The 21,695-nt window shown below is 36.6% G+C and carries 22 protein-coding genes; 14 read left to right on the plus strand and 8 right to left on the minus strand.

Going from position 1 to position 21,695, the window contains the following annotated elements; all coding sequences use genetic code 11:
- Positions 1-25: 25 nt before the first annotated feature.
- Positions 26-784, minus strand: coding sequence for a prepilin peptidase (locus ABXT51_RS03395; protein ID WP_416696130.1), 759 nt, complete (start codon positions 782-784; stop codon positions 26-28).
- Between the two features lie 81 nt (positions 785-865).
- Here ABXT51_RS03395 and ABXT51_RS03400 point away from each other — a divergent pair, with 81 nt between their 5' ends.
- The 13 genes from ABXT51_RS03400 to ABXT51_RS03460 all read left to right on the plus strand — a co-directional run bounded on the left by ABXT51_RS03400 (position 866) and on the right by ABXT51_RS03460 (position 16,632).
- The gene (locus tag ABXT51_RS03400) at positions 866-1,879 is read left to right on the plus strand and encodes a type IV pilus twitching motility protein PilT (protein ID WP_416696131.1); all 1,014 of its coding nucleotides are present in this window, start codon (positions 866-868) and stop codon (positions 1,877-1,879) included.
- 3 nt (positions 1,880-1,882) lie between these two features.
- Positions 1,883-2,392, plus strand: a complete 510-nt coding sequence (locus ABXT51_RS03405) for a pilus assembly FimT family protein (RefSeq protein WP_416696132.1) — start codon at positions 1,883-1,885, stop codon at positions 2,390-2,392.
- A gap of 12 nt (positions 2,393-2,404) precedes the next feature.
- The gene (locus tag ABXT51_RS03410) at positions 2,405-2,860 is read left to right on the plus strand and encodes a type IV pilus modification PilV family protein (protein WP_416696133.1); all 456 of its coding nucleotides are present in this window, start codon (positions 2,405-2,407) and stop codon (positions 2,858-2,860) included.
- Entirely contained in the window at positions 2,850-4,220 is a 1,371-nt protein-coding gene (locus ABXT51_RS03415) for a PilW family protein (protein ID WP_416696134.1), read from the plus strand. Before ABXT51_RS03410 ends, ABXT51_RS03415 begins: the two co-directional genes overlap by 11 nt.
- 1 nt (position 4,221) lies before the next feature.
- Positions 4,222-4,773, plus strand: coding sequence for a pilus assembly PilX family protein (locus ABXT51_RS03420; RefSeq protein ID WP_416696135.1), 552 nt, complete (start codon positions 4,222-4,224; stop codon positions 4,771-4,773).
- Between the two features lie 14 nt (positions 4,774-4,787).
- Positions 4,788-5,339 (plus strand): hypothetical protein, encoded by a 552-nt coding sequence (locus ABXT51_RS03425; protein ID WP_416696136.1) that lies wholly within the window; start codon positions 4,788-4,790, stop codon positions 5,337-5,339.
- Between the two features lie 31 nt (positions 5,340-5,370).
- Complete coding sequence (locus ABXT51_RS03430) at positions 5,371-8,964, plus strand: PilC/PilY family type IV pilus protein (RefSeq protein WP_416696137.1); 3,594 nt, start codon at positions 5,371-5,373, stop codon at positions 8,962-8,964.
- A gap of 189 nt (positions 8,965-9,153) precedes the next feature.
- Positions 9,154-10,806: a pilus assembly protein PilM gene (gene pilM / locus ABXT51_RS03435; protein ID WP_416696138.1), complete on the plus strand. Its 1,653-nt coding sequence runs from the start codon at positions 9,154-9,156 to the stop codon at positions 10,804-10,806.
- Positions 10,796-11,527, plus strand: a complete 732-nt coding sequence (pilO, locus tag ABXT51_RS03440) for a type 4a pilus biogenesis protein PilO (protein ID WP_416696139.1) — start codon at positions 10,796-10,798, stop codon at positions 11,525-11,527. Before pilM ends, pilO begins: the two co-directional genes overlap by 11 nt.
- An 11-nt stretch (positions 11,528-11,538) precedes the next feature.
- Positions 11,539-11,952 carry a hypothetical protein gene (locus ABXT51_RS03445; RefSeq protein WP_416696140.1) on the plus strand — a complete coding sequence of 138 codons (414 nt, stop codon included), beginning with the start codon at positions 11,539-11,541 and terminating at the stop codon, positions 11,950-11,952.
- Positions 11,939-13,501 (plus strand): type IV pilus secretin PilQ, encoded by a 1,563-nt coding sequence (gene pilQ / locus ABXT51_RS03450; protein WP_416696141.1) that lies wholly within the window; start codon positions 11,939-11,941, stop codon positions 13,499-13,501. The genes ABXT51_RS03445 and pilQ overlap by 14 nt, the downstream gene beginning before the upstream one ends.
- A gap of 12 nt (positions 13,502-13,513) precedes the next feature.
- The gene (locus ABXT51_RS03455; protein WP_416696142.1) at positions 13,514-15,367 is read left to right on the plus strand and encodes a GspE/PulE family protein; all 1,854 of its coding nucleotides are present in this window, start codon (positions 13,514-13,516) and stop codon (positions 15,365-15,367) included.
- A gap of 17 nt (positions 15,368-15,384) precedes the next feature.
- Positions 15,385-16,632 carry a type II secretion system F family protein gene (locus ABXT51_RS03460; protein ID WP_416696143.1) on the plus strand — a complete coding sequence of 416 codons (1,248 nt, stop codon included), beginning with the start codon at positions 15,385-15,387 and terminating at the stop codon, positions 16,630-16,632.
- 44 nt (positions 16,633-16,676) lie between these two features.
- Here ABXT51_RS03460 and ABXT51_RS03465 read toward each other — a convergent pair whose 3' ends face one another.
- From ABXT51_RS03465 to ABXT51_RS03495, 7 genes are all read right to left on the minus strand, one after another.
- Positions 16,677-17,105: a type IV pilin protein gene (locus tag ABXT51_RS03465; RefSeq protein ID WP_416696296.1), complete on the minus strand. Its 429-nt coding sequence runs from the start codon at positions 17,103-17,105 to the stop codon at positions 16,677-16,679.
- Between the two features lie 6 nt (positions 17,106-17,111).
- Entirely contained in the window at positions 17,112-17,582 is a 471-nt protein-coding gene (locus tag ABXT51_RS03470) for a pilin (RefSeq protein ID WP_416696144.1), read from the minus strand.
- Between the two features lie 130 nt (positions 17,583-17,712).
- Complete coding sequence (locus ABXT51_RS03475) at positions 17,713-18,129, minus strand: tetratricopeptide repeat protein (RefSeq protein WP_416696145.1); 417 nt, start codon at positions 18,127-18,129, stop codon at positions 17,713-17,715.
- A 97-nt stretch (positions 18,130-18,226) separates the two neighbouring features.
- Positions 18,227-18,484 carry a hypothetical protein gene (locus ABXT51_RS03480; protein ID WP_416679223.1) on the minus strand — a complete coding sequence of 86 codons (258 nt, stop codon included), beginning with the start codon at positions 18,482-18,484 and terminating at the stop codon, positions 18,227-18,229.
- 78 nt (positions 18,485-18,562) lie between these two features.
- Positions 18,563-18,799, minus strand: coding sequence for a TIGR03643 family protein (locus ABXT51_RS03485; RefSeq protein ID WP_416696146.1), 237 nt, complete (start codon positions 18,797-18,799; stop codon positions 18,563-18,565).
- On the minus strand, positions 18,774-19,856 hold the full coding sequence (locus ABXT51_RS03490; RefSeq protein WP_416696147.1) for an AI-2E family transporter: 1,083 nt from the start codon (positions 19,854-19,856) through the stop codon (positions 18,774-18,776). The genes ABXT51_RS03485 and ABXT51_RS03490 overlap by 26 nt, the downstream gene beginning before the upstream one ends.
- A gap of 204 nt (positions 19,857-20,060) precedes the next feature.
- Positions 20,061-20,216: a hypothetical protein gene (locus ABXT51_RS03495; protein WP_416679228.1), complete on the minus strand. Its 156-nt coding sequence runs from the start codon at positions 20,214-20,216 to the stop codon at positions 20,061-20,063.
- A 229-nt stretch (positions 20,217-20,445) separates the two neighbouring features.
- On the opposite strand from ABXT51_RS03495, the gene ABXT51_RS03500 reads away from it, so the two are divergent.
- On the plus strand, positions 20,446-21,564 hold the full coding sequence (locus tag ABXT51_RS03500) for a hypothetical protein (RefSeq protein WP_416696148.1): 1,119 nt from the start codon (positions 20,446-20,448) through the stop codon (positions 21,562-21,564).
- Positions 21,565-21,695 lie beyond the last annotated feature (131 nt).

A 21,695-nucleotide genomic window follows, 5' to 3' on the forward strand; every position in this document is an offset into this window, starting at 1 on the left:
AAAAAGTTGAACATCAACTATTTACCTAATAGAATAAAGTAAACAAATTAAATTTACTAATAAGGGTAATAAATAAGCCTAGAGATAAAAATGGAATAAAGGCAGTTTCAATTTCTTTTTTTGAAAATAAATTATATATTGCTGGAACGAGTGCAAGTATTGCAGCTAAAAAGATTGCTGATACCCCAAGATGAAGTCCTAATAAACCACCAATAACTCCAGCAATAGGCATGTCACCCTCGCCAAGAGCCCTTTGTGTTTCCAGTTCTTTATTTTTAGTTAATCTCGACTTAATATTTTGAATGTAGAAGGTTAAAGTAAGTTCAAGTATAAAGAAACCCCCTGTAAATAACAGAACGTAAATCAAATCCCCTACAAGCATCGCAAGAGCAACAGCAATTATCAGGAGATAATCAGGAACTTCTTTGTATTTCAGATCAATAAATGATAAAACTATAAGCGTATAAAAAAGTGCAATTGTCAGAATTAGTTCCCAGCCAAGCCATATATTCATATAAAGCAATAATGTAACTGCAGCAGTTATGATTTCAACAATTGGATAGATTATTGATATTGACTTAGAGCAATCAGAGCATCTCCCCTTAAGCAATAAATATGAAAAGATGGGAATGTTTTCATACCACTTAATGTCATGGTTACAATGAGGACAAATTGAGCCTACTGGCTTAACTAAAGATATAGCCAAGGGAAGTCGGTGAATCAAGACATTTAAAAATGAACCAAATACAAGCCCAACTAAGAATACTATTAGATTTATCATCATCCAAATCATTTTATCTTAGAAAGGTTTTTTCTAGTTCTATATAATACATTTTTTAAATATATTAATTTAAGGCAGGGTTTTGTGACAGAAGTAATAGAAAGATACATCGAAGCATATAAGTTTTCTGATATACATCTTAAGGAAAATCAACCTGTTATGTTGCGCGTTAATGGGGAAATGATTACTCCTGAGGAAGATATTATTTCATCTCAAGTTCTTAGGCAGTTTGCTAACGATTCACTTACTGAGCAACAATTAAGTCATCTAACAGAGGTTCGTGATGTTGACCTTGCAATTGAGGTTGGCGAGTATCGTTTTCGTGTCAATTTTTTCTATACTTCGGATGGTCTTTCTGCAGTTTTAAGAAAAATTGAGACAGACATCCCTCCAATGGCTGCGCTGAATTTACCTTACGTGATTCAAGAGATTGTTGACAAACCGAATGGTTTGGTGCTTATCACAGGGCCTACTGGCTCAGGAAAATCAACCACACTGGCCTCAATTATTGATGCAATCAATGCTACTAAGTCTGGTCATATTTTAACAATTGAAGATCCGATTGAATACATTCATCACCCAAAGGAGTGTGCCATCTCCCAGCGCGAAGTTGGAAGGGATGCTAAGTCTTTTGCGAGTGCACTAAAGGCCTCTCTTCGAGAGGACCCAGATGTTATTCTTGTTGGTGAGTTGCGAGATCTTGAGACCGTTCAGTTGGCTATCACTGCTGCAGAAACAGGTCACCTTGTGTTTGGTACTTTGCATACTTCTGGCGCACCAAATACGATTAACCGTCTTATTGACGTATTTCCAGCTGCCCAGCAAGGCCAGGTTCGCTCTCAGCTTGCTGAATCATTGAGACTGGTTGTAACTCAACAGTTGGTTAAGACTGCAGATGGCCAGGGAAGAGTAGCTGCTTTTGAAATTATGGTGTGTAATCACGCAGTCAGAAACCTTGTTCGAGAGGGCAAGATATTCCAAATTGCTGGCGTCATGCAAACGGCAAGAGGCGAGGGTATGGTTACCATGAATAACTCTGTAGATGAGTTGGTATCTTCAGGAAAAATTAACTACGAAGACGTCGAACTTAGAGATTAAATTATGAAACCCGCAATTACACTGATTGAGCTAATAGTTGTTGTTGCTTTGGTAGGGATAATTGCAGGTGTTGGTTGGCCAAGCCTAGAGGGATGGAATTGCCGTCAGAATCTGCGTAACGACTTCGAAAGGTTTAACCTTTTCATGTCGAGAGTTCAATCGGAAGGGGCTAGTAGAAATGAAACCACGCTTGTCCATGTAAATTTAATTGATGGTCAAACCTCCCTTCGTGCATATCAGCTTGTAAATGATACGTGTGCACTCACCAATGAGTTATTACTCGAGCCGCAAATTCCAAGGTTGGACTTACCAGCGGATACAGGAGTTGTTCATGGGTCTGGTATGGAGTTTCAGTGCTTCTATCCTGATGGGAGTTCAGACGCGAATACTTATCAATTTACTAGGGAGTGTTCGGGTGAACAATATTTATATAAGAATCAATTTTTTAGTGCTACTGGCTTGTTGGAGAGAACTAAATATAACTTTATTACCGAAACTTTCAACGATATATAAAAAAACTGGACGATGCGAAAAAATTCTAAAAATGCATTTACTTTAATTGAGGCGCTCGTTTCGGTTGCTATCACTGCGATTGGCTTTGCTGGTGTCATTGCTCTAGTATCAACTTCTAATGATGTGATGAGTAAATCTTATGACAAGGAAAAACTCAAATTTCAAAACACCGAGATTATGGAAGTTTTGAACGGAGACCAAGCCAATATTATGGAGTATAACGGCAAAGATTTGAGTCAATGTGCAGATCTAGTTACAAGCGAGGGCAAGGAGGAGCAACTTGCAAGATTAAAAAATTGGTGTAATAAAATACAAGGAGAGGTGGGTAATAAAAGGACACAAGATAGCCGTATCATTCGAGTGGAGCGCAGAGTAATTGGTGATGAAGCTGTCTTCATAGTTTCCTTGGAGATGAGCGGTAAGAACGATAAGTCAGTCTTCATGAAGCGAGTTATTTATGAGAAATAACAAAAAAGCCTTCACGCTGGTTGAGATGTTAGTTGCGTTGGCCGTTAGTTCAATTATTATTGCTGCAACCTATGCTTCTTTTGAGCTTATTCAAAAGCAATACAAAAAGAGCATTGATGTTGCCGAGATGCATACTTCAGGCAGATCTATTATGCAGATTCTCGAGCGGGAGATCCGTATGGCTGGGTATGAGTTCAGGGATGCAACTGGAGCCATGACTTATGGGGGCATAGTTGGAGGTCTTGCTATAACTGATAGTGGTGACGCCTGCTGTGATGAAATTACAATAATCTATGATGAAGTTGAGGATGTTGTCAATGACCTCGGTGAGGTCACCTCTAGTTCCGTAGAACGTATTCAGACTCGCTTCTGGACAGAGGCCCATACAAGTAATTCAGGGGATCGTTTTCGCTTATACAAACTTAAGACCATCCTTGGAAGAAATAACGCGATACTTGGAAGCCCAATTGTAGGTGCTAGAGAAGTCATGGCTGATTTTATTGAGGATTTGCAGTTAATTAATACAGAGTTGCTTTTTTCAATCTTATATGCGCTTGATGCTCCAAATGATAATCTTTGGTATTATGATACTGTCACACGAAAACTTATAAACAGTGCCTCCATGGGTGGGGTAAGCGTAAATGAACAGGCTGTGGCTCGCATGGGTCCAGATGGTATGGTTTATTATCAAGGTGTAAAAAATGGTGATTGGGGTGTACTTGTTTTCAATCCCAAAACAGAAACAACAGCATGGTTTAATTCTCCAAATGATAATTACGCTCCAGGATTAGCATTTGTAGGAAATGATTTATATATAAGCAGGACTGGTGATCTTGTTGATGTCCATGATGTAGAAACAAAACAATTTAAAAGAACTATTGATAAAACTAGTAATATAAAATTAATTCTTGATAAGAAACTAGCTACAAATGAGAATGGAGTAACGTGTAAAGCTCGAGAGGGTAGCGATGGAATCTCTTGTGAAAATCCATCTTTTGTTTTGCAAACTCCTAAGGCAACTAGATATGGATCAATAACGTTTGGCTCTGGAAATATACTTTATGCTTCTGGATATGGACGTAATGACCATATTGACGTTTTTGATATAGCCACTAAATCTTATAAACATTCAATTAATGTATCCAGTTCTCATAGGTCTCATGCACTAGTTAGCAACTCTTTGATAAAAAGCCTCTCATCAGTTACAATTTCTCTTACATTAAGAGCTAAAAATGAATATGGCAGCACGCCTAGAGGTTTTCAAAAAAGAGATTACAATTCAGGTAATTTTAACTATAATTTTAACGACCGTTTTAGAAGGGATACATTTTCAACTTCAGTCTCAGTGAGGAATATGTAGTATGAGTCGAAGATTAAATAAAAACTCTAGAGATGGCTTCATTATTGTTATTTCATTGATGTTGATGTTAGTGATGACGACAATGGGTGTCGGTTTGTATTACTCTTCTAAGCAAACCTCAAAAGAGGTTGCAAGTAATATCAATAGGTCAGATGCTCTCTATACTGCAGAGGCCTGTATTGCTGATGCTAGGCTATGGCTCAAGGCTAACTCAACTCCAGATGCGCCATGTTTAAATGTAGAACCAGGTAAAATATGCCAAAATGTTACATCGCAAAACATGAGCAGGTGGTCGCTGACTAATGACTCTCAAATTTTGCAAAATAGGAATACAGCTCAGATTTATACCTGCACCATCTCTTTGTTAGGGAGCGCAGCAACCTCGGGTGGTGAGGGAACTGGATTTGATATTGGCGAGTCAGATGATTATGGAAATAGCTCGGTTAATACTAAATATTTCTATAGGATTAGGTCTACTGGAACTATGAACGAAAGTTCAGGTATGAGGACTTTTCGCAGTGCAGTTGAAGTGATTGATTCAATGATTTTTTAAACTTAAGGTTTCACATGAAAAAATTTATAGTATTGCTTTTCCTTTCCTTGCAGTTTTTTGCAATTTCAGAAGCTAGTGCTGCCTGTAACCTTTCTCAGTTTTCTTTCGGATCATCATTGAAAGATGTAGAGGTAAAACTTAAATATCTTGGAGCTGACAAGTTGCATGCTAATAGTTCATTTTTTGCAACAGGAGATAAGGTTTCTTTAGGCTTATCTGCTGAACAAGTGTGTGAAGGTGATAAGGAATTTATTGGCGCCCATATCATAATGATTTTTCTTTATGACAAGTTAGTTGAGTTGAACTTATATAAGTTCATAGAGTCTGGGGATAACCCAGGACTTATTTATTGGGCTGAAAGTGTTTATGGTGAAAAAAACCCTAAACCACCAAGTTTTTATGAGCCAGAGCCGAGTGCTTTTTGGTTTTGGAGGGGGCTTGATTCAACTGCATCTTATTCACTAGAATCAATTGCCTATGGTATTGATGAATTAGTGACAATACAGACTAATAAATACCAAGATTTATATAGTAAATATAGTGCAGAGTTAGAAAGTGGTAATTAGTATCTTTTCACCAATAAAAGTTCTATTTAAAATGAAAATATTTAATTTAATTATTGCATTGGTTTTTTTATCAAGCCCTTTAATTGCGAATGCAAAAAATCCCCCTCCAGGCTCAGGGCAAGCAGACGTTCCTACAAACATCCTTCTGGTGATGGACACTTCTGCAAGTATGGATGATCCGAGTGGTCAATTTAGATTATTTGAACAGCCATTTGGTGTCTGTATTGACTCCAAAAACAATACATTTGTTATAGAATATTTAAAAAGTAAGATTTTAAAGTTTGATGAGTTTGGCAATTTATTAAAGGCGTGGGGCACAAGGGGTAGTGGAAATGGCCAATTTAAACAGCCATGGAGGTGCGCACTTGATAGTCAGGACAATGTTTATATTACAGATTATGAAAATAACAGATTGCAAAAATTTGATAATAATGGTAATTTTTTAAGAAAATATAACGGTATTACTTTAGCTTTATCAGTTGATATGGATTCTAGTGATAATGTGTATGTTTCAGAGAGAGATTATAACGCTGAGATTAAGAAATTTGATACTGCTGGAAATCTTGTAAAGACATGGTCGTCAAAGCAAGGCTGCAGATGGGACTGCGGCGCATATGACTTAGAAGTTTACGATAGTGGCTCAGGGGAAGAGATTTATTCAATAGCTATGTGGCAGTCAAATGCGCCGGTAAACAGATTCTCAACCGATGGAACTCACCGCGCCTCAATATCTCTAGGTAATCGAGGATATCGAACAGCCGGCCTTGTGGTAAATGATAATGGTATCTATACAGGACATACCTTTTCTCATTATATTGCTCGTCATACTCTTGCAGGCACTTTTGTTAAAAAATCTGGTACTTATGGAAGTGGTGATGCTCAATTTAAATATGTTTGGTCGATAGCTGCAGATCCGAGTGGTAATATTCATGCAACTGACCGAGAAAACCTGAGGATTAATAAATTTGATTATCAGTTAAATTATATGTCTGATCTTGGATCTAAAGGCGCCTCTAAGCTTCAGGATGTTAAAAAAGTAATCACAGAAATTGTTAGTAGCGGAGAGTTATCTGCCAGTGCAAACTTTGGTTTAATGACATTCAATAGCACTGCTGATTTATTAGTCCCTGTTTCTGAAGCAGGGGGAGCATTAATTAAAAACATTATAGGTAGCGTTGAAACTCCTTGTGAAACTTGTCCGAGGGAGACCCACATTGCTAAGGCTATGGCGTTAGCAAAGTCGTATCTCAGGGGAGATGATTCACCAATGATTTATTCATGTCAGAAAACGATGGTGATTGTGATCTCAGATGGTGAATTTAATGGTGTCGTGCAAGATGGTAATGCTGATGCTAAAGATTTATATGTTGATAATCTGGTTCCTACACTTGTCATTTCATTTCACTCAGGAATGAAAGCGACCCATATAAATTTATCATTACACGGAGGCACCTATACTAACGATGGGATTGATAATGATACCTCCCCAATATTATCTACAAGCTGGCAAGAGCTTTATACTGCAATTTCGGATATGGTTCGTCAAACAGTTCAAACTCAACAGACTTTTACTAAGCCAGTTATTCTTCCAAGTGTCAGTGATGGAAGTGATTATCTGTTTCAATCAACTTTTAAGTATAAGAACTTTAATCAAACTCTCCAAACTTGTACTACTGATGGAAAAAATAGTGAGTCATGTCAATGGGAAGGGCATTTAGCTAAATATAAGCTTGATAATCAGGGAAATGTATCTTCAACGCCAGAGTGGGATGCGGGCACATTACTTAATGCAAAATCAGCCTCTGATCGAAATATCTATGCAGCTATGGAGTATTTTGGGGCCCCTACATCAGTAAATAACTTAAGTAACTTTAATACTAGCAATCAAGAAGATATTCGATTGATAATTGATGAATCGACTGGAATAATTTCAACAGTTGATGAAATAAATACTCTTATTAATTTTGTTCGAGGTCGAGATTCATATGATGAGGATAATGATGGAAATACTATAGAGGAAAGATGGAAGCTTGGTGATATTTATCACTCTAGATTAAAAGTTGTGGGTCCACCTAGTTATCCAACTACAGTAGACACTTCTAAAATTAATACTGAGGCCTTTTATCGCGGCAAGTATGGCTATGATGCTTTTAAAGCAGGGAGCACCTGTGGCGGTGTCTGTGAAAACCGTAAAGAAGTGATTTATGTTGGTGCAAATGATGGAATGCTTCATGCATTTGACTCTCTTTCGGGGGAGGAGTTATGGGCGTTTATTCCGCCTGCGATGGTTAAGAAATTGACATCTTTAAGGTCAGCTAAACCAAACACAACTAACAGTATTTATGGTGTTGATGGATCAATTATTGTTAAAGATATCTATTACGACAAAGGTATTGGAGTTGGATCCCAATGGTATACCGTATTAATTGCCGGTCAAGGCAAGGGTGCAAAGAGTTATTTTGCCCTTGATATCACTAGTCCATTAAGTCCAGAATTTTTATTTGCTTTTGAAAATGACACTATTGATCAGAAAATTTTTCACTGGGATGGTGATGGTAATATGCAAATTAAAAATTATAGTAATATTACATCTGCATTAGATTATTCTAAACTTGGTGAAACTTGGTCAATACCTACTATTGTAAAAATGCCAAATAAATCAACAGGAACTGATAAATGGGTTGCAGTATTCGGTGCTGGCTATAACAGTGGAATAGATTCTAGTTTTGGTTCTTCTATTTTTGTTATCGACTTGGAAGATAGTGGCAAAGTATTGAAACGCGTTGACTTGACGGATATTCCAGGAAGCACTCTTTCAAATTCGGTTCCAGCAAGTGTTGTTTCTATTACTGCTGATGGCACTTCAAAGGCAGACTATAAAGGTGCTATGATTTATGTTGCTGACCTTGAAAGTAAGGTCTGGAAATTCAATTTAACCAACAAGGGAAATCTTTATGACTTCACAGCTCTTTTTGATGCAGAGGCAACCATTCCTAATGACCGTCAGGAGTTTTTTCAATTAACTCCAACAATTGGGACTGATAATAATGTCTGGAGCTATTATGGCACTGGAAATCAGCAAAGGGTCCAAACTGTTCGTCCAGAAATTCAAAATAGAATTTTTGGAATAAAAGATTCAAATTTCCCTGATTATAAAAATATAAATGTTAGTAATACTGCGAGCTCTTCATTAATAGATGTCACACTCCCGAACGAATGCCCTGGCGATAATGATTTAGGCTGGTTCTATAGTTTAGGGGAGAATGAAAGGATAACTGGAAAAATAGCTCTGAGTAATGAAATACTTTACGCAACCAGATATAAGCCAATTTCTACGGCGATATGTGAGCCTGGAATAGCTACCCTTAGTGAGCACAAAAATATGTGTGGTTCAGTTGATAGAAAGATTGAGCTTGGGGAGGGTATTGCAACGGGCGCGGTAATCTTTAAAGATAAGATCTATATAGGTGTAAGTGGAACTGGATCAGCAGAACTAGTGGATGAGGAAGGGAACGTCGTTGGTCAAAAAATTGAAAATGTAATTGTAATAGAGACTAAATCTAGGACGCCCAGTTCTTCAATCACCCCAGTAATTAAAAATGAGTCTTGGAGGGAGATTTTTTGATAGATACCACTAGCATCTAAGTGTATTTTATTAGATATTGGTTAAATTGATTATTTTAAAGTTATGGTTCAGATTGACGCTTGTAAATAATTCAAATAATGGTAAGATTGCTTCTTTATTTTTTTGCTTACGGAACACGCTTTCTATTGCGAGTTTCTTCTTTTTCTTTAGGGCTTAAATTGTTTATATATGTTTAAAAAAATTATTAAGGGAATTGTAGGGTATCTAAGCAAGCTTACTGTTGAGCAGGAAGATGTTGTTGGAGTTGATATAACGCCAAACTGTATTAGAATTGCTCAGTTAGAATCTAATAAGAAAAAATGGACATTAACAAAGCTTGGCTATAAATACATTGATGGAAGTTCAAATTTTTCAATTATTGAAAGTCCCGAATTGTACGTTAATAAGCTTACACAACTTATAACCGCAAGCAAAATTAAGACAAAAAGTGCTGCAGTCTCGATCCCTGTTAGTAGCGCGATAATTAAAGTTGTCCCCCTTCCACTTATGACTGATGAAGAGCTTAAGGTTGCTGTTGCTTCTGATTCACTATGGGAGAACGCTGTTCAGTTAGCGGATAATCTTGATGACTATTCTATTTTCTGGCAGGTTTTAAAGCGAGATTCAGCTGAAAATATAATGCACTTATTATTTGTTGCATCTAAGCTTGACGACATTGATAATTATCTTAATATTGTAAAGCAAGCAGGGCTCAACCCAGTTGTTGTTGATGTTCGCTGTTTTGCTACTCGAAATGCTCTTGCCTTACGGAGTGATTTAACTAAGTCAGATGCACCAGTAGCCATCATTGAGTTTGGTGCTTTTGAAAATTATATTTTAATACTGCATCAGGATTCACCGTTTATTTCTGATATCTATTTGTCAGAGAAGGATAGAAATACGTTGATGGATCAAGAGTCCTCGGATGAGCAAATAAAAGGGATTAGTAATCGTTTTTCAATGCAGGTTTCACAGATGATTTCTTCATATACTGCAAAGTATAAAACTCGCCCAATTGAAACTTTGCTGATCTCATCATCAATGCCAAATATTGAAAGAACGATAGGTAATTTTAATGAAGCATTGCCAAAAATTAAGGTTGAGGTTTTTGAACCTTTATTGAATTCAGTGGTCCCTGAGAATCTAAAAGAAAAGTCTGAAGCTGAACTAAACAGCTCAATATTCTCATCTGCTTTAGGTCTAGCAACAAGAAAATTAGATGTGTTTGGTTATTATGAATATGTAACTGGAACAAATAATATTAACTTGTTGCCGAACAGAGAAAACGTAAAGACTCAAGAAAAAATGAAGTTCGTATCAAGGTGGGGTGTTGTTGCTTTTGCAGTTCTTTTAATAGCATTTGGTATATGGAACTTTTTACAAAGTGGTAAAGAGGTTGATAGAGTTGATGCCCTGATGGTTGAATTTAATCAGCTAGAGCCTGTAAGAAATGAATATCAAATGACATTAGCTGGTCTTCTTGCTAAAAAAAATTCACTTGAAATGACTTTAGAGGCTACAAATGAATTAACTTCTAATCAAGGCTTTATGTATTCAGTTTTGTTAGGTATTAATTCGTCAATACCTAGCTCATATTTAAAGTTAACGAAAATTGATTACCTGGGAGGTAATGAAATAATCATAAATGGTATGTCTGCAAATGATAGTAATATTTTATCTTTTATAGAAAACTTATCTGAAGTAGACGTCATAGAGAAAGCTTCGCTGGCAACTATGTCTGCCGAAAAGGTTTCAAATCAGTCGATTAAAAAATTTGTTGTTAAAGTTGTTCTGATTGAACAGGAAACTATTGATGGTAGGGGGAGTGAAGATGGCGCTTGATATGAATGTTGATGTTGGTGCTCTTATAAAGGGTCTATTTTCAAAGAAGGGATCAAAAGAGGGTGCTTCAGGTGCTCCTAACCCATATACTAAAATTATAATGGCGGTTATCGTTATAATAATTTTAATTGCTTCTTACGTATATTTCGTTTATATACCTACTCAAAAAGATATAAAAATCAAAAATCAAAAAATATCTCAGATTGAAACTATTAAATATGAAATAGGTACTCTTTCAAATAAAATTAAGACTGCTCAAGAAGAATTAGAACTTGCTGAGATAGAATATGAAAGAAGAACAAAACTATTTCATAGTGATAAAGAACTAGAGGATTTATACGGCCAAATTAGTTTGCTGGCAATGCAAAACAAATTAATGGTCACAAAAATAGAGAAGGGTGTTGAGATGCCTGTTTTTGCTGTTGGCTCATGTAATATTAGTAATAATAAAGATGCCAGCTCTGCTAATTCACAACAGCCACCTAAACTTAAAAAAGTTGGGTATTATGAGTTTACAGTTGACCTTGAAATAAGTGGAAACTATAATTTTTATACCGGCTTTAGAAATGGTTTGGCTCAACTTACAAAAATTATTAATATAAATACTGAGTCGATCGTTGTTTTGGAGTCTAAAGGAGGAAGTGGTGGTGTTAAAGTTACCAGTGCTATTTCAACTTATAGACTTCCAAAAGATGAGTCTGAGAAATGTATAGCGATTTAAGGAGTAGTGATATGAGGTCTAAATTTTCAGTAGTTTTAACAGGGATGTTTTTTTCAGCATTTATAGTAGGATCTTCCTCAGCAGCTGAAAATGCATTTGGCTCACTCATATCTGATAATACAAATAATTCATCAGTTTCAATTCCTTTAGAGCAAGGCCAAGTAATTGATATGGCTCTTCACCCACTGATTCGAAATGCTGCGGCCACTAATACTTTGATGGCTGTAATGATTTCTCCAGAATTAAAGCTTGCATTAATTAGAACACAAAGTGGAGATAATTATTTTGTGAGGATAGGCGATAAATTAGGAAATGCTAAAGGAACAATAACAGCTATTAAAGTTAATGCAATTGAAGTGACTGAAGAAGGTGAAATTGTGTCTCTTGATGTTAGGAATAGGAGTGCTTCAAATGAATCGATTTAGTAATAAACTTTTATTAGCGTTGGCAGTAGTTTTTATATCATCATGCGCACCATTATCATCTAATACTGAGGTTAATAAAAACTCATTATTGATTGGACCTGAGAGCTTTATTGCGGATAAAAACTCACTATTAATTGAGCCTGAGAGCTTTATTGCAGACATGCAAGATAAAGTTATCTTAACCTCTGAAACCGGACCAGTTTTAGCAGACATATATAAAATTCCAAGCAATATTAAGAGAAATGAGATTTATAAAGAAGAAAAATCAAATTATATTGATGTAGGTGATGCTTCAAATGAAAACGCGGTATTTCCTATTACAATAAATTTTGAAAATATTACAATTGAAGATATGGCAATAATGTTTTCAGAAATTACTGGCCGTAATATTCTACTAGGAGATGAAGTTGATGGTCTTGTTTCTGCTAAGCTCGTCAACGTCCCTTGGGACAAGGCGCTTGATTCAATTTTAAAAATTAAAAAACTTACAAAATATGTTGATGAAAAAGCAAATATTATTCGAATCCATAGTCAAGATGTCCTACTAGCGCAAGAAGAATTTGATTTGAAGCGACTTTCAGATCAACAAAAAACCAGAGATGCTGAAAGATCAGCTGAAACTCTTTACACTGAAATATTTAAACTTTATTACACAGAGGCGAGTAAGGTTAGTTCAGAAATAACAAGTGTCATTAACGGCTCAAGTGGTGGCGAAGGTGAGTCATCAGCTTCTGCTTCAGGTATTGAAATTACTATAGATGAAAGGCTTAACTACCTAATTATTAAGGCCACTAAATCAGAGTTAGACTTTATTTCAAAAATAATTAGTGAGGTTGATGTTAGAACTAAGCAAATTTTAATTGAAGCGTTTATTGTTGAAGCTTCAGAGGATCTTGGTAAGGCCCTAGGTGCTACTTTTGGTATTATTGCACCAGATGTTAATATTGAGGACTTAGGTATTGAGATTGGTAATGATGCAAATCAGCTTGATTTAACAGGTACATTTTCAAATTCAGGTGCTATTTCAGGGAATGCTTTAGGACTTATACTAGGAACCTCAACTAAAAATTTATCGCTAGCTTTAGCTGCTTCTGAGACTAAGGGCATCACTAAAATTTTATCGAACCCAAGAGTATTTACACTCGACGGTCAGGCGGCAGAAATTAAACAAATTGACCAAATTCCTTATACTGTAGTCAAGGAGGGAGTTACCTCTATTGAATTAAAGGATGCTGGTATTTCATTAAGCGTTACACCAGTTATTGTTGGTGATGGGAATATTATTCTAACGGTAAGTGTAGAAAAATCTACTGTTGATACAACTGTAGAAAATCCTCCTATAGCAAAACGTACTATTACTACAAAGCTATTGATTCAAGATCAGACCATAGTTGTTATTGGTGGTGTGTTTACTCAAAGTACTAAAGAATCTCAGTCTAAAACACCAATCTTAGGTGACTTGCCATTTATTGGCCGTTTGTTTAAAAAAGAGGATAATACGGATGTGAGAAAAGAGCTTCTTGTGTTTCTTGCCCCTCGTATAATTTGATAGATTAGCTTTATGTCATCTCTAGGAATCCCGCCCGAATCAGCTGAACAAATTGCTAGTTTATTACATAGCAATGAAATGATTTCTGTTGAAGATCTTAAAAGTGCTATGGTCTCCAGTGAAGAGGGTGAGAAGTGCTTGATTGAGACTCTTATTGAGTATAGATTTACTGATGAAGTAGCTATTGCAAATGCAATTTCTGGTAGCTATGATATTGAATTTTTACCAGAGCTTAATACAGAAAATATTGACTTTACTACTTCTGATATTCTGTCAAAGAAATATATCCTTGAAAATAGAATCATTCCAATAAGTGTTCATGGTCATACTTTAGATGTTGCAATATCAGAGCCTTCAGCTTTAAACCAAATGCAAAGTATTGCATTATTGACGGATAAAAAAATTAATCCTTATCTTGTTACTATTAGTCAAATTTCTAATATCTTAGATACTTTTGTCACTATTGATCCATCTTCTGCAAAAGCGCCAAGAACTCCACAAGTTAATCTGAAGACAAATAGCTCTTCAAAAGCCGTTCAAAGAGAAAAGGCAGCAGTACAAGATGCAAAAATAAAATCTGAAACAAAAATTGATCCTGCAATCGCTAAAAAAGCGAGGCTTGATAAATTAACTCAAGAAAAGGCTGCCGCTGAAGTTTCTAAAGATGATGCTGATGGTGAACAATATTCTGCTGTAGTTGTTCAGTTTATTGATAAAAATCTTAGAAAAGCAATTAAAGAAGGTGTCAGTGATATTCACTTTGAAGTTTTTAAGCATACCGCTAGAATGCGCTTTCGTCTTGACGGTGTTTTAAGGGAAGAGCCTGGGACTGATAAATTATTATACGAAAATTATTCTAAGATTATTACGCGTATTAAGATTATGTCAAGGCTTGATATTGCTGAGAGAAGGAAAGCACAAGATGGTGCTATCACTTTAAAGGTTGGTGAAAAAGAAGTTGATTTTCGAGTATCTTGTATGCCAACAAGTTTTGGGGAAAGAGTTGTAATGCGTATCCTTGATACTGACGGCATAGATTTATCAATTGAAAAACTTGGTTTTCATGAAGACGATGAAAAAGCTTTTCTTGACGCAATTAAATCGCCTCAAGGAATGGTTCTTGTTACGGGCCCAACTGGTTCAGGTAAGTCAACAACTCTTTATGCTGCACTCAATGAAATTAATAAAGAAGATATAAACATCTTAACAGCCGAAGACCCAGTAGAATTTACTCTTGATGGAGTTGGTCAGGTCCATGTAAAGCCAGACTATGGGATGACTTTTGCTACCGCGCTCCGTTCTTTTTTAAGACAAGATCCAGAAGTTGTTATGGTTGGTGAGATTCGTGATCAAGAGACAGTTGAAATTGCTATTAAAGCTGCCTTAACTGGACACCTTGTTCTCTCTACGCTGCACACCAATGATGCAGTAAGTACAATTACTCGTATTCTTAATATGGGCGTGCAGCCCTACTTAATTACATCTGCCTTAACTCTAATTGTAGCGCAGCGCTTAGCTAGAAAAAATTGTACTGAGTGCCTAGTTGAAGATGAGAGTGTTAACGAGAGCCAACTCCGATCTGTGGGTTTTTCTGCTGAAGAGGCTACAAGAGTTACCTTATTTCATGGAGAAGGTTGTAGTAATTGCAATGAGACTGGCTATAAAGGACGTAAAGGTGTATATGAGGTCTTAAGGATTTCAGATAACTTAATTGAAGGCATATTACAAGAAAAAACTACACCCGAGCTTAAAAAGATTGCATTAGAAAAAGATGATTTTTTGAACATGCAAGAGCTTGGTAGAACCTTTCTTAAAGACGGATCAATCTGTATCGAAGAATACAAAAGGATACTAATTCTCGATTAATTTTTCTAGGATCATATATGGCTGTAACTTATTCTTATAAAGGTATCTTAGGTAGCAAATATACTGAAGGTAAAGTTGTAGCTATTAATAAAGATGAGGCAGCATTCAAACTAAAAGAAGATAAGATAATAATCACGTCCCTAACTAAAGTATCTGGAAGGGAAGAATCAAAAAAAATTAAAAAAGAAGTAAAGGAAGTAAAAGCAAAAAAAATCCCAAAAAAAATTCCTATTACTGAAGTTATTACCTTTACAAAGAAATTTGAAACTATGGTGAGAGCAGGTTTACCAATCCTTGAAGCTATAAAGATGATCGAAGAGCAGACTGAGCATAAGGGCTTCAAATTATTAGTCTCAAATATTCATCAATCAGTTGAATCTGGAAATAACTTGTCTGATTCATTTGAAAAATTTCCAGGCGCGTTTGATAACATCTATATTAATCTTTTAAGGGCTGGAGAGTCTAGTGGTAAGGTGCAATTATTCTTATCAAAATTAGTCATTAATATGGAGAAGCAGGAGAAAATAAAAAGTAGTATTAAGGGGGCAATGACTTACCCATCAATTCTCTTAATTGTTGCTGGAGCAGTAGTCTCTTTGATGCTTGTTTTTGTGGTTCCTGTATTTGAAGAAATGTTTTCGGGAAAGGCTGGCGGTCTTCCTGCAGCTACACAGTTTGTTGTTGATATGAGTAATTTTCTCCGGAACCCCCTAAAAGGAGGCGTTCTTGCTATTTCATTAGTAGTTTCCTTTATGTCTCTTTCATTTGCAATAAGGAAAAGCCATAAAATTAAGAGAGGTTGGCATACATTAGTACTTAAACTTCCTCTTTTTGGTGGTCTAATAATCAACTCTTCTTTATCTAAAATAGCAATGATTCAGGGTAATTTAAGAGCAGCTGGTGTTCCCGAAATGGAGGCTCTCGATATTGCTGCGAATGCTACCAATAATCTTATCATTAAAGAGGCAATGGTTAATGTTCGAAGAGGTGTATTTTCAGGTGAACCACTCTCTCAATTATTTGCTAAGACCCCAAATATTTTTCCAGCTTCATTTGTTGCCCTTGTCTCTGTTGGAGAGAGAACGGGTAATATGGAAGAAATGTATGGATCAATTGCTAGCTACTATGAAAGTGAAATGGACGTAGTAATTGGAAGGCTCACAGTCATGCTTGAGCCCATAATGATGGTATTCATGGGAGTTACAGTGGGTGGAATATTAGTTGCTATGTATACACCAATGTTTGCTATGGGTGAGACATTCTAATCACCACTTCTGGATTTCAATCTTATAAGTAAAGTGGTTTTGCTTTAACAGTCTGCACCATTGAGCATTGTGTTATTTGCATCAAGGCAATATGAAATGACACGCACACCGGTCCTTGCGTTTGCTCTAGCTTGGAATCCAGTGCCATCCGTTATGATATTATAGGAATAGTTACTATCATCTGGATCCAGAGTGCGCCTACCATTAAAGAGATTTGTATTTATTGCAGCAGCAGAGTCAGTGGGAGCCACTAAATACCAAGCAGAATTATCAGAAAACCAATCTTCTTCCATTAAAGCAATGGCTCTTAAATTATTTTGAGCTGAAGATTCATTGCTGCTTGTGATGTAGTCGTTATACATTGGAATACCAACAGCAGCAAGGATACCAATAATAGCCACAACAATTAGAAGCTCGATAAGTGTAAAACCCGCTTTAAAGCGGGTTTTAAGATGTTTTACAACGGTATTAATTTGAACTTACTCCCTGCCAATAACAACAGGACCCTCGATCACATCTCCACGATCTGCGTCACCAATATTAGTGCTCACTGAGTAGAGGCTTCCAGTAACAACTAATGAAGTTTCACCTAGAGCCGGAGTTCCAGTAAGCTTGATTGAGACAGCAGCATCACTACTATCGTATGGATTATTGTTAATAACATTAAAATAAGTTTCAAACGCAGTAGGTAACGCTGTGTCATTACAAGCAACATTTGCATTGTTTATATTTACCGTGGCAGCTCCAGAAGAACATCTTGTTAGCGTAGCAGCGATAAAGCTCCTAACGTTATTGTGATTGGTATTGGAACTTTCAACTCTGGCATTTGCCATATAGCCGTTATACATTGGAATACCAACGCCAGCAAGAATACCAATAATTGCCACAACAATTAAAAGCTCAATAAGTGTAAATGCTTTCTTTTTAGTATTTATTAGAAATTTTTTCATTTTTTTTCCCTTTTTTTGTAGTTCATGAATTTTGTTATTAGTATACCTTATTATTTTTCGTGATTGATTTAATTAAACAGGCCAAAAAGCACCATGATCATTGAACTATAGAACAAAATTAATATAAATATTAATACTTCCAAAGCTCATATTGATTCCATAAAATTTGTGCATCATCAACTCCGTTTTCATAGGACAAGTAAAGCCAATGTTTTGCCTCGACGAATGATTGGCCTACACCAGCCCCAATTAGATACATTAATCCAAGATTATATTGGGCCATTGGGTGCGCTTGTTCTGCTGCTTTTTTATACCAAAATACGGCATCTTTATCGTTAACTCCAACTCCATAGCCCTTAGCATACATCCCACCAAGATTATATTGAGCTTGTGAAATTCCCTCTTCAGCAAGAGGCAGCCACTCTGAAAAAGCGACTTTATAGTTACCTTTGTTGTAAGCACTTAAGCCAGAAGAATAATCAGCTGATACGACCCCTATTGGTCCAAAAGACAATACAAAAAGTAATAAAGTAAACGCTGCTTTCATAATGAATAAAAACTAAATGAATAAATAAATTAAAAAATCCAGAGACCTTATGATGCCAAGGATTCAGTAGGAACAATTTTTATTAGTGAGCCTTTTTCTAACTGAGGTTTTTTACGTGCTCAACAGTTTTTTTATAAAGATATTCTAGATTATCTTTATGGGTTCGGTCAACAATTCTTTGGTCATTTTCGACATGATGAAGGATGTCATGGATTAAACCATACACCGATTTCATATTTTTACGATCTTTGCTCTTGAGGTTGTAGTCAGAGACATTGAGCCATCTGCCATCTTGTGATGTAATAACCTTGTCAATCTGAGTGATAACTTCACTAATGTCTGTATTTAATCCCATGTGATTATTTTACTGTTATAGTCAGATTTTTAGTTAGTTTTTTAGAAAATACCTGTCCGTTAGATGACAGTATTGTTTTTAAACTTTAAGGTGTTTCTTTTGTTTTTCTTTTATCCAGCGCACTCGTTTCCGCCATAATCTATAAGATCCTGGCTTCAGGTTGCTTTGCATGATGCGTTTGACCTCGGGCTCTTTGATGCCGAATTCTCTTTCAATATCTGAAAAAGTTGCCTCATCGCTCCAAGCCATTTCAATTAATGCATTTACATTCATAGTTTTGAGTTGTTTATTAAGAGGACCGCTCAGGACTACCAAATTGAATCTGATAAATCTCAAATATAGTAATCGACATTGCAGCAATGATTGGCCCAATAAAGAGCCCTAGGATGCCAAACTTAATTATTCCAGCAAACGTTGAAAGGACGGTAATCAAGGTATGATTTAACGCGCTTTGTTGATTCATAGAGCTTGATAACTTCTTAATAATAATAGGCCTTAGAAAATTATCAATGAGTGTGCCCGCTAAAATTGCGCCAAAAAAGACGATGATTAGTGCGTTAACGGTTTCGCCTGTTGCAAATAAATAGATCGACAACGGCAGCCAGACCAGGACTCCCCCTAGTACCGGAATAAAGCTTGCTAGAGCCATCGCAACCCCAAAAAATAAAGCTGGAAGGCCGACAATCATTACCCCTATTGCAAAAGCTACTCCTTGAGTGATTGAAATTAAAAAGACGCTGCCTACAAGGGTTAAAGACAATCCAGAGAATTGGTTAAGAAGCAGGTCATCAATTTTTTTATCGAGAGGGGACACTTTTTTAATTTTCTCAATGAAGGATGGGCCATCAATATAAAAGTAGTAAAGTGAGAAGATTGTAATAATCACGAAAAAGATAAACTGGCTAGAGAGTGTAGTAATGCTTTTCAAAATTACGATCGAAAAGTCTTTAATGGCAATTGCAATTGATTCGAGGTTGTTGCGAAGAGAGCTGTCAAGAAACTCACGTATCGAGTCTGACAAAGGCAATCCCATAATTATCTCATCGGTTATTCTGCTGATTTCACTCATCTGAAAGTCGTTTTGCAGTTTGTTAATAAGCGCAGTAACCTCTATTCCGCTAACCAGCAGGATGTATCCAAGGGGCAGTATTAGGAGCGTAGTCACCAGCAGCGTCATTAGAATCGCAGCACGATTTTTTGAGTATTTTTGAGACAGATTTACAAAGCTACTGAAAGTCGATATGCAGATCAATAGGGACAGGAAAAGGTAGGCAATGAAGGGGGTAAATAGCCAAACTAAAGCAAGAATAGCGAGCGCTAAAAGAATTAATACTAGGCCATTACCATGACTTTTGTTGATGCTTCCTTGCAAAACCACTCCTATAGACTATTATCTTATTGAGAATTATAGACACTCAAATGCATATCTTAAAGTAGTTATAGGATTTTGTGCGGAGATTTAGTTTGAAAAGACTTAGTGCCGGCATTTCAATTAAATCGTAGCCGAGTTGAGTGAGCCTGCCTTCCTTCCTTCCCTTACCTTCAAAGTCTGTATATATATTTAAGGGTAGCTCTATTAATTAATTACTTCGTTGACATCAAATGATAATTCAGGAGAAAAAAAAGCTTCTACGAGCGCTAAAGAATATCTAAGAAACTCCTCTATACTCTCTCCTCCAGTTATTACAAGGGGGGTAGCAATAGCAAAAGAAAGTAAGATTATTTTTAACATCGCGACATATTTTACGCAAAGAAGCAATAGCAATAAGCCCAATCTTTATCTCATCTGTGAGTGAGGGTTTATTAATAGTTAGCCGAGTTCAATGAGCCTCCCCCGTTCCTTCAAAGTCAGTATATATGCGAGGGATGGTGGCTCTGAAGTTGGTATGTATAGCTATAAATTATTATTTATACATATGTAGTTCATTATGATGTTTATCTTTCCCTAGCTATCGATTAGAATGTCTTTTTTTCAACATAAAATCATGTATTCACGCCTATTAGTATCTAGTATATTTTTAATCTTAACTCTCACCTCAACAGTTGCCAATGCCAATTGTGTAGTTGATGGAACAGGAGCAATTGTTACACCTGCAAATATAAGAACTGCCCCAACACCTGGCCTTGCTGTTAATAATGGCAGTAACGCTTCTTCCTCCTGCACAATAACCCCAACCGCCACTAAATTCACGATTTTTAAAATCGCACTTTGCACCGCGGATACTTCCTCTAATGATTTAAGCTCTTGTCAGTATATTTTAGATTCAGCTGCTGGGATAGAGCATATTCTTACGCAAGGAGTATCGAGCGCACTGGCAACACCAGGATTCGGGGTGGCCCCTGGCTCCTATGACTATTTAGCGTTTGTCCTTAGCAGTAAATTTGGAACTCTGGCCTCGTGGAGAACCACCAATGATGTGTGGGGCAAGTGTGAAGACTATGGAAGCGCTCAAGCTGAAGCGGACTTAGATGATAGTAATTGTCAAAGTTCTCCATGGCCTAAAGGTACATATTGCTGGACCGATCATCCAGGACCAACGACATATAATCCTAGTACAACTCTCTCTCTTGCTCACGGCCAGGCAGTTTCAGGTAGTAAGATGTTAATTGCTTGTGGCTCATCACCAGGGACAGCAAAATGGACTTATGAGCTTACAAATATCTTACAAGATCATAATGGAAGTGATCAGTGTTATGACGGTAGTGATAGGAGTACTTTTCTTGCAAATGGTGATCGATTCGCCTTTACAGCTGGTGATTCTGATGGCGTTAACTACAATATAATTAGCAACCTTTTGAAGAGTGACGACACGTTTGCCACAACCTGTGAGAATACAGCAAAGGTTCTATTTACCGCTATTCTGCCAAATCCTGTAGTGGTTACTGCAAACTCTCTGTTTGATCTAAAATTTAAACAAGAAGAGATTTCTCATTTAGAATTTGGGGGTTCAGATAGAGATTGGAATGATTCGGAATACACATATGAGGGCCCCCCATGGATGTATAAGGTTGGGATTTCTCCCCCACAACTTTATTTAACAACCTCAGAGCCAGAAGTAGTTCCTGAAGAGGCCTTTTAATTAGACTTTAGGGAAAGTTCAGCGCCTCTAGAGCCAGTTAAAATCCTACTTGAATTTATTAAAATGAATCTGGTAAATATAAAGGGGCTCCCCCCGTACCCTTAAAAGTCTGAGTAAATATGCGAGGGATA

The sequence above is a fragment of the Candidatus Pseudothioglobus sp. Uisw_050_01 genome (assembly GCF_048085775.1).
Taxonomy (GTDB): domain Bacteria; phylum Pseudomonadota; class Gammaproteobacteria; order PS1; family Pseudothioglobaceae; genus Pseudothioglobus.

Bases quoted from the DNA above. Each gene is read 5' to 3' on its own strand.
- ABXT51_RS03500 (WP_416696148.1), top strand. From the start codon at position 20,446: ATGTCTTTTTTTCAACATAAAATCATGTATTCACGCCTATTAGTATCT.
- ABXT51_RS03420 (WP_416696135.1), top strand. From the start codon at position 4,222: ATGAGTCGAAGATTAAATAAAAACTCTAGAGATGGCTTCATTATTGTT.
- ABXT51_RS03455 (WP_416696142.1), top strand. From the start codon at position 13,514: ATGTCATCTCTAGGAATCCCGCCCGAATCAGCTGAACAAATTGCTAGT.
- ABXT51_RS03445 (WP_416696140.1), top strand. From the start codon at position 11,539: ATGAGGTCTAAATTTTCAGTAGTTTTAACAGGGATGTTTTTTTCAGCA.
- pilO (WP_416696139.1), top strand. From the start codon at position 10,796: ATGGCGCTTGATATGAATGTTGATGTTGGTGCTCTTATAAAGGGTCTA.
- ABXT51_RS03425 (WP_416696136.1), top strand. From the start codon at position 4,788: ATGAAAAAATTTATAGTATTGCTTTTCCTTTCCTTGCAGTTTTTTGCA.
- ABXT51_RS03460 (WP_416696143.1), top strand. From the start codon at position 15,385: ATGGCTGTAACTTATTCTTATAAAGGTATCTTAGGTAGCAAATATACT.
- ABXT51_RS03480 (WP_416679223.1), bottom strand. From the start codon at position 18,484: ATGGGATTAAATACAGACATTAGTGAAGTTATCACTCAGATTGACAAG.
- ABXT51_RS03415 (WP_416696134.1), top strand. From the start codon at position 2,850: ATGAGAAATAACAAAAAAGCCTTCACGCTGGTTGAGATGTTAGTTGCG.
- ABXT51_RS03495 (WP_416679228.1), bottom strand. From the start codon at position 20,216: ATGTTAAAAATAATCTTACTTTCTTTTGCTATTGCTACCCCCCTTGTA.
- pilM (WP_416696138.1), top strand. From the start codon at position 9,154: ATGTTTAAAAAAATTATTAAGGGAATTGTAGGGTATCTAAGCAAGCTT.
- ABXT51_RS03470 (WP_416696144.1), bottom strand. From the start codon at position 17,582: ATGAAAAAATTTCTAATAAATACTAAAAAGAAAGCATTTACACTTATT.
- ABXT51_RS03405 (WP_416696132.1), top strand. From the start codon at position 1,883: ATGAAACCCGCAATTACACTGATTGAGCTAATAGTTGTTGTTGCTTTG.
- ABXT51_RS03430 (WP_416696137.1), top strand. From the start codon at position 5,371: ATGAAAATATTTAATTTAATTATTGCATTGGTTTTTTTATCAAGCCCT.
- ABXT51_RS03410 (WP_416696133.1), top strand. From the start codon at position 2,405: ATGCGAAAAAATTCTAAAAATGCATTTACTTTAATTGAGGCGCTCGTT.
- pilQ (WP_416696141.1), top strand. From the start codon at position 11,939: ATGAATCGATTTAGTAATAAACTTTTATTAGCGTTGGCAGTAGTTTTT.
- ABXT51_RS03475 (WP_416696145.1), bottom strand. From the start codon at position 18,129: ATGAAAGCAGCGTTTACTTTATTACTTTTTGTATTGTCTTTTGGACCA.
- ABXT51_RS03395 (WP_416696130.1), bottom strand. From the start codon at position 784: ATGATGATAAATCTAATAGTATTCTTAGTTGGGCTTGTATTTGGTTCA.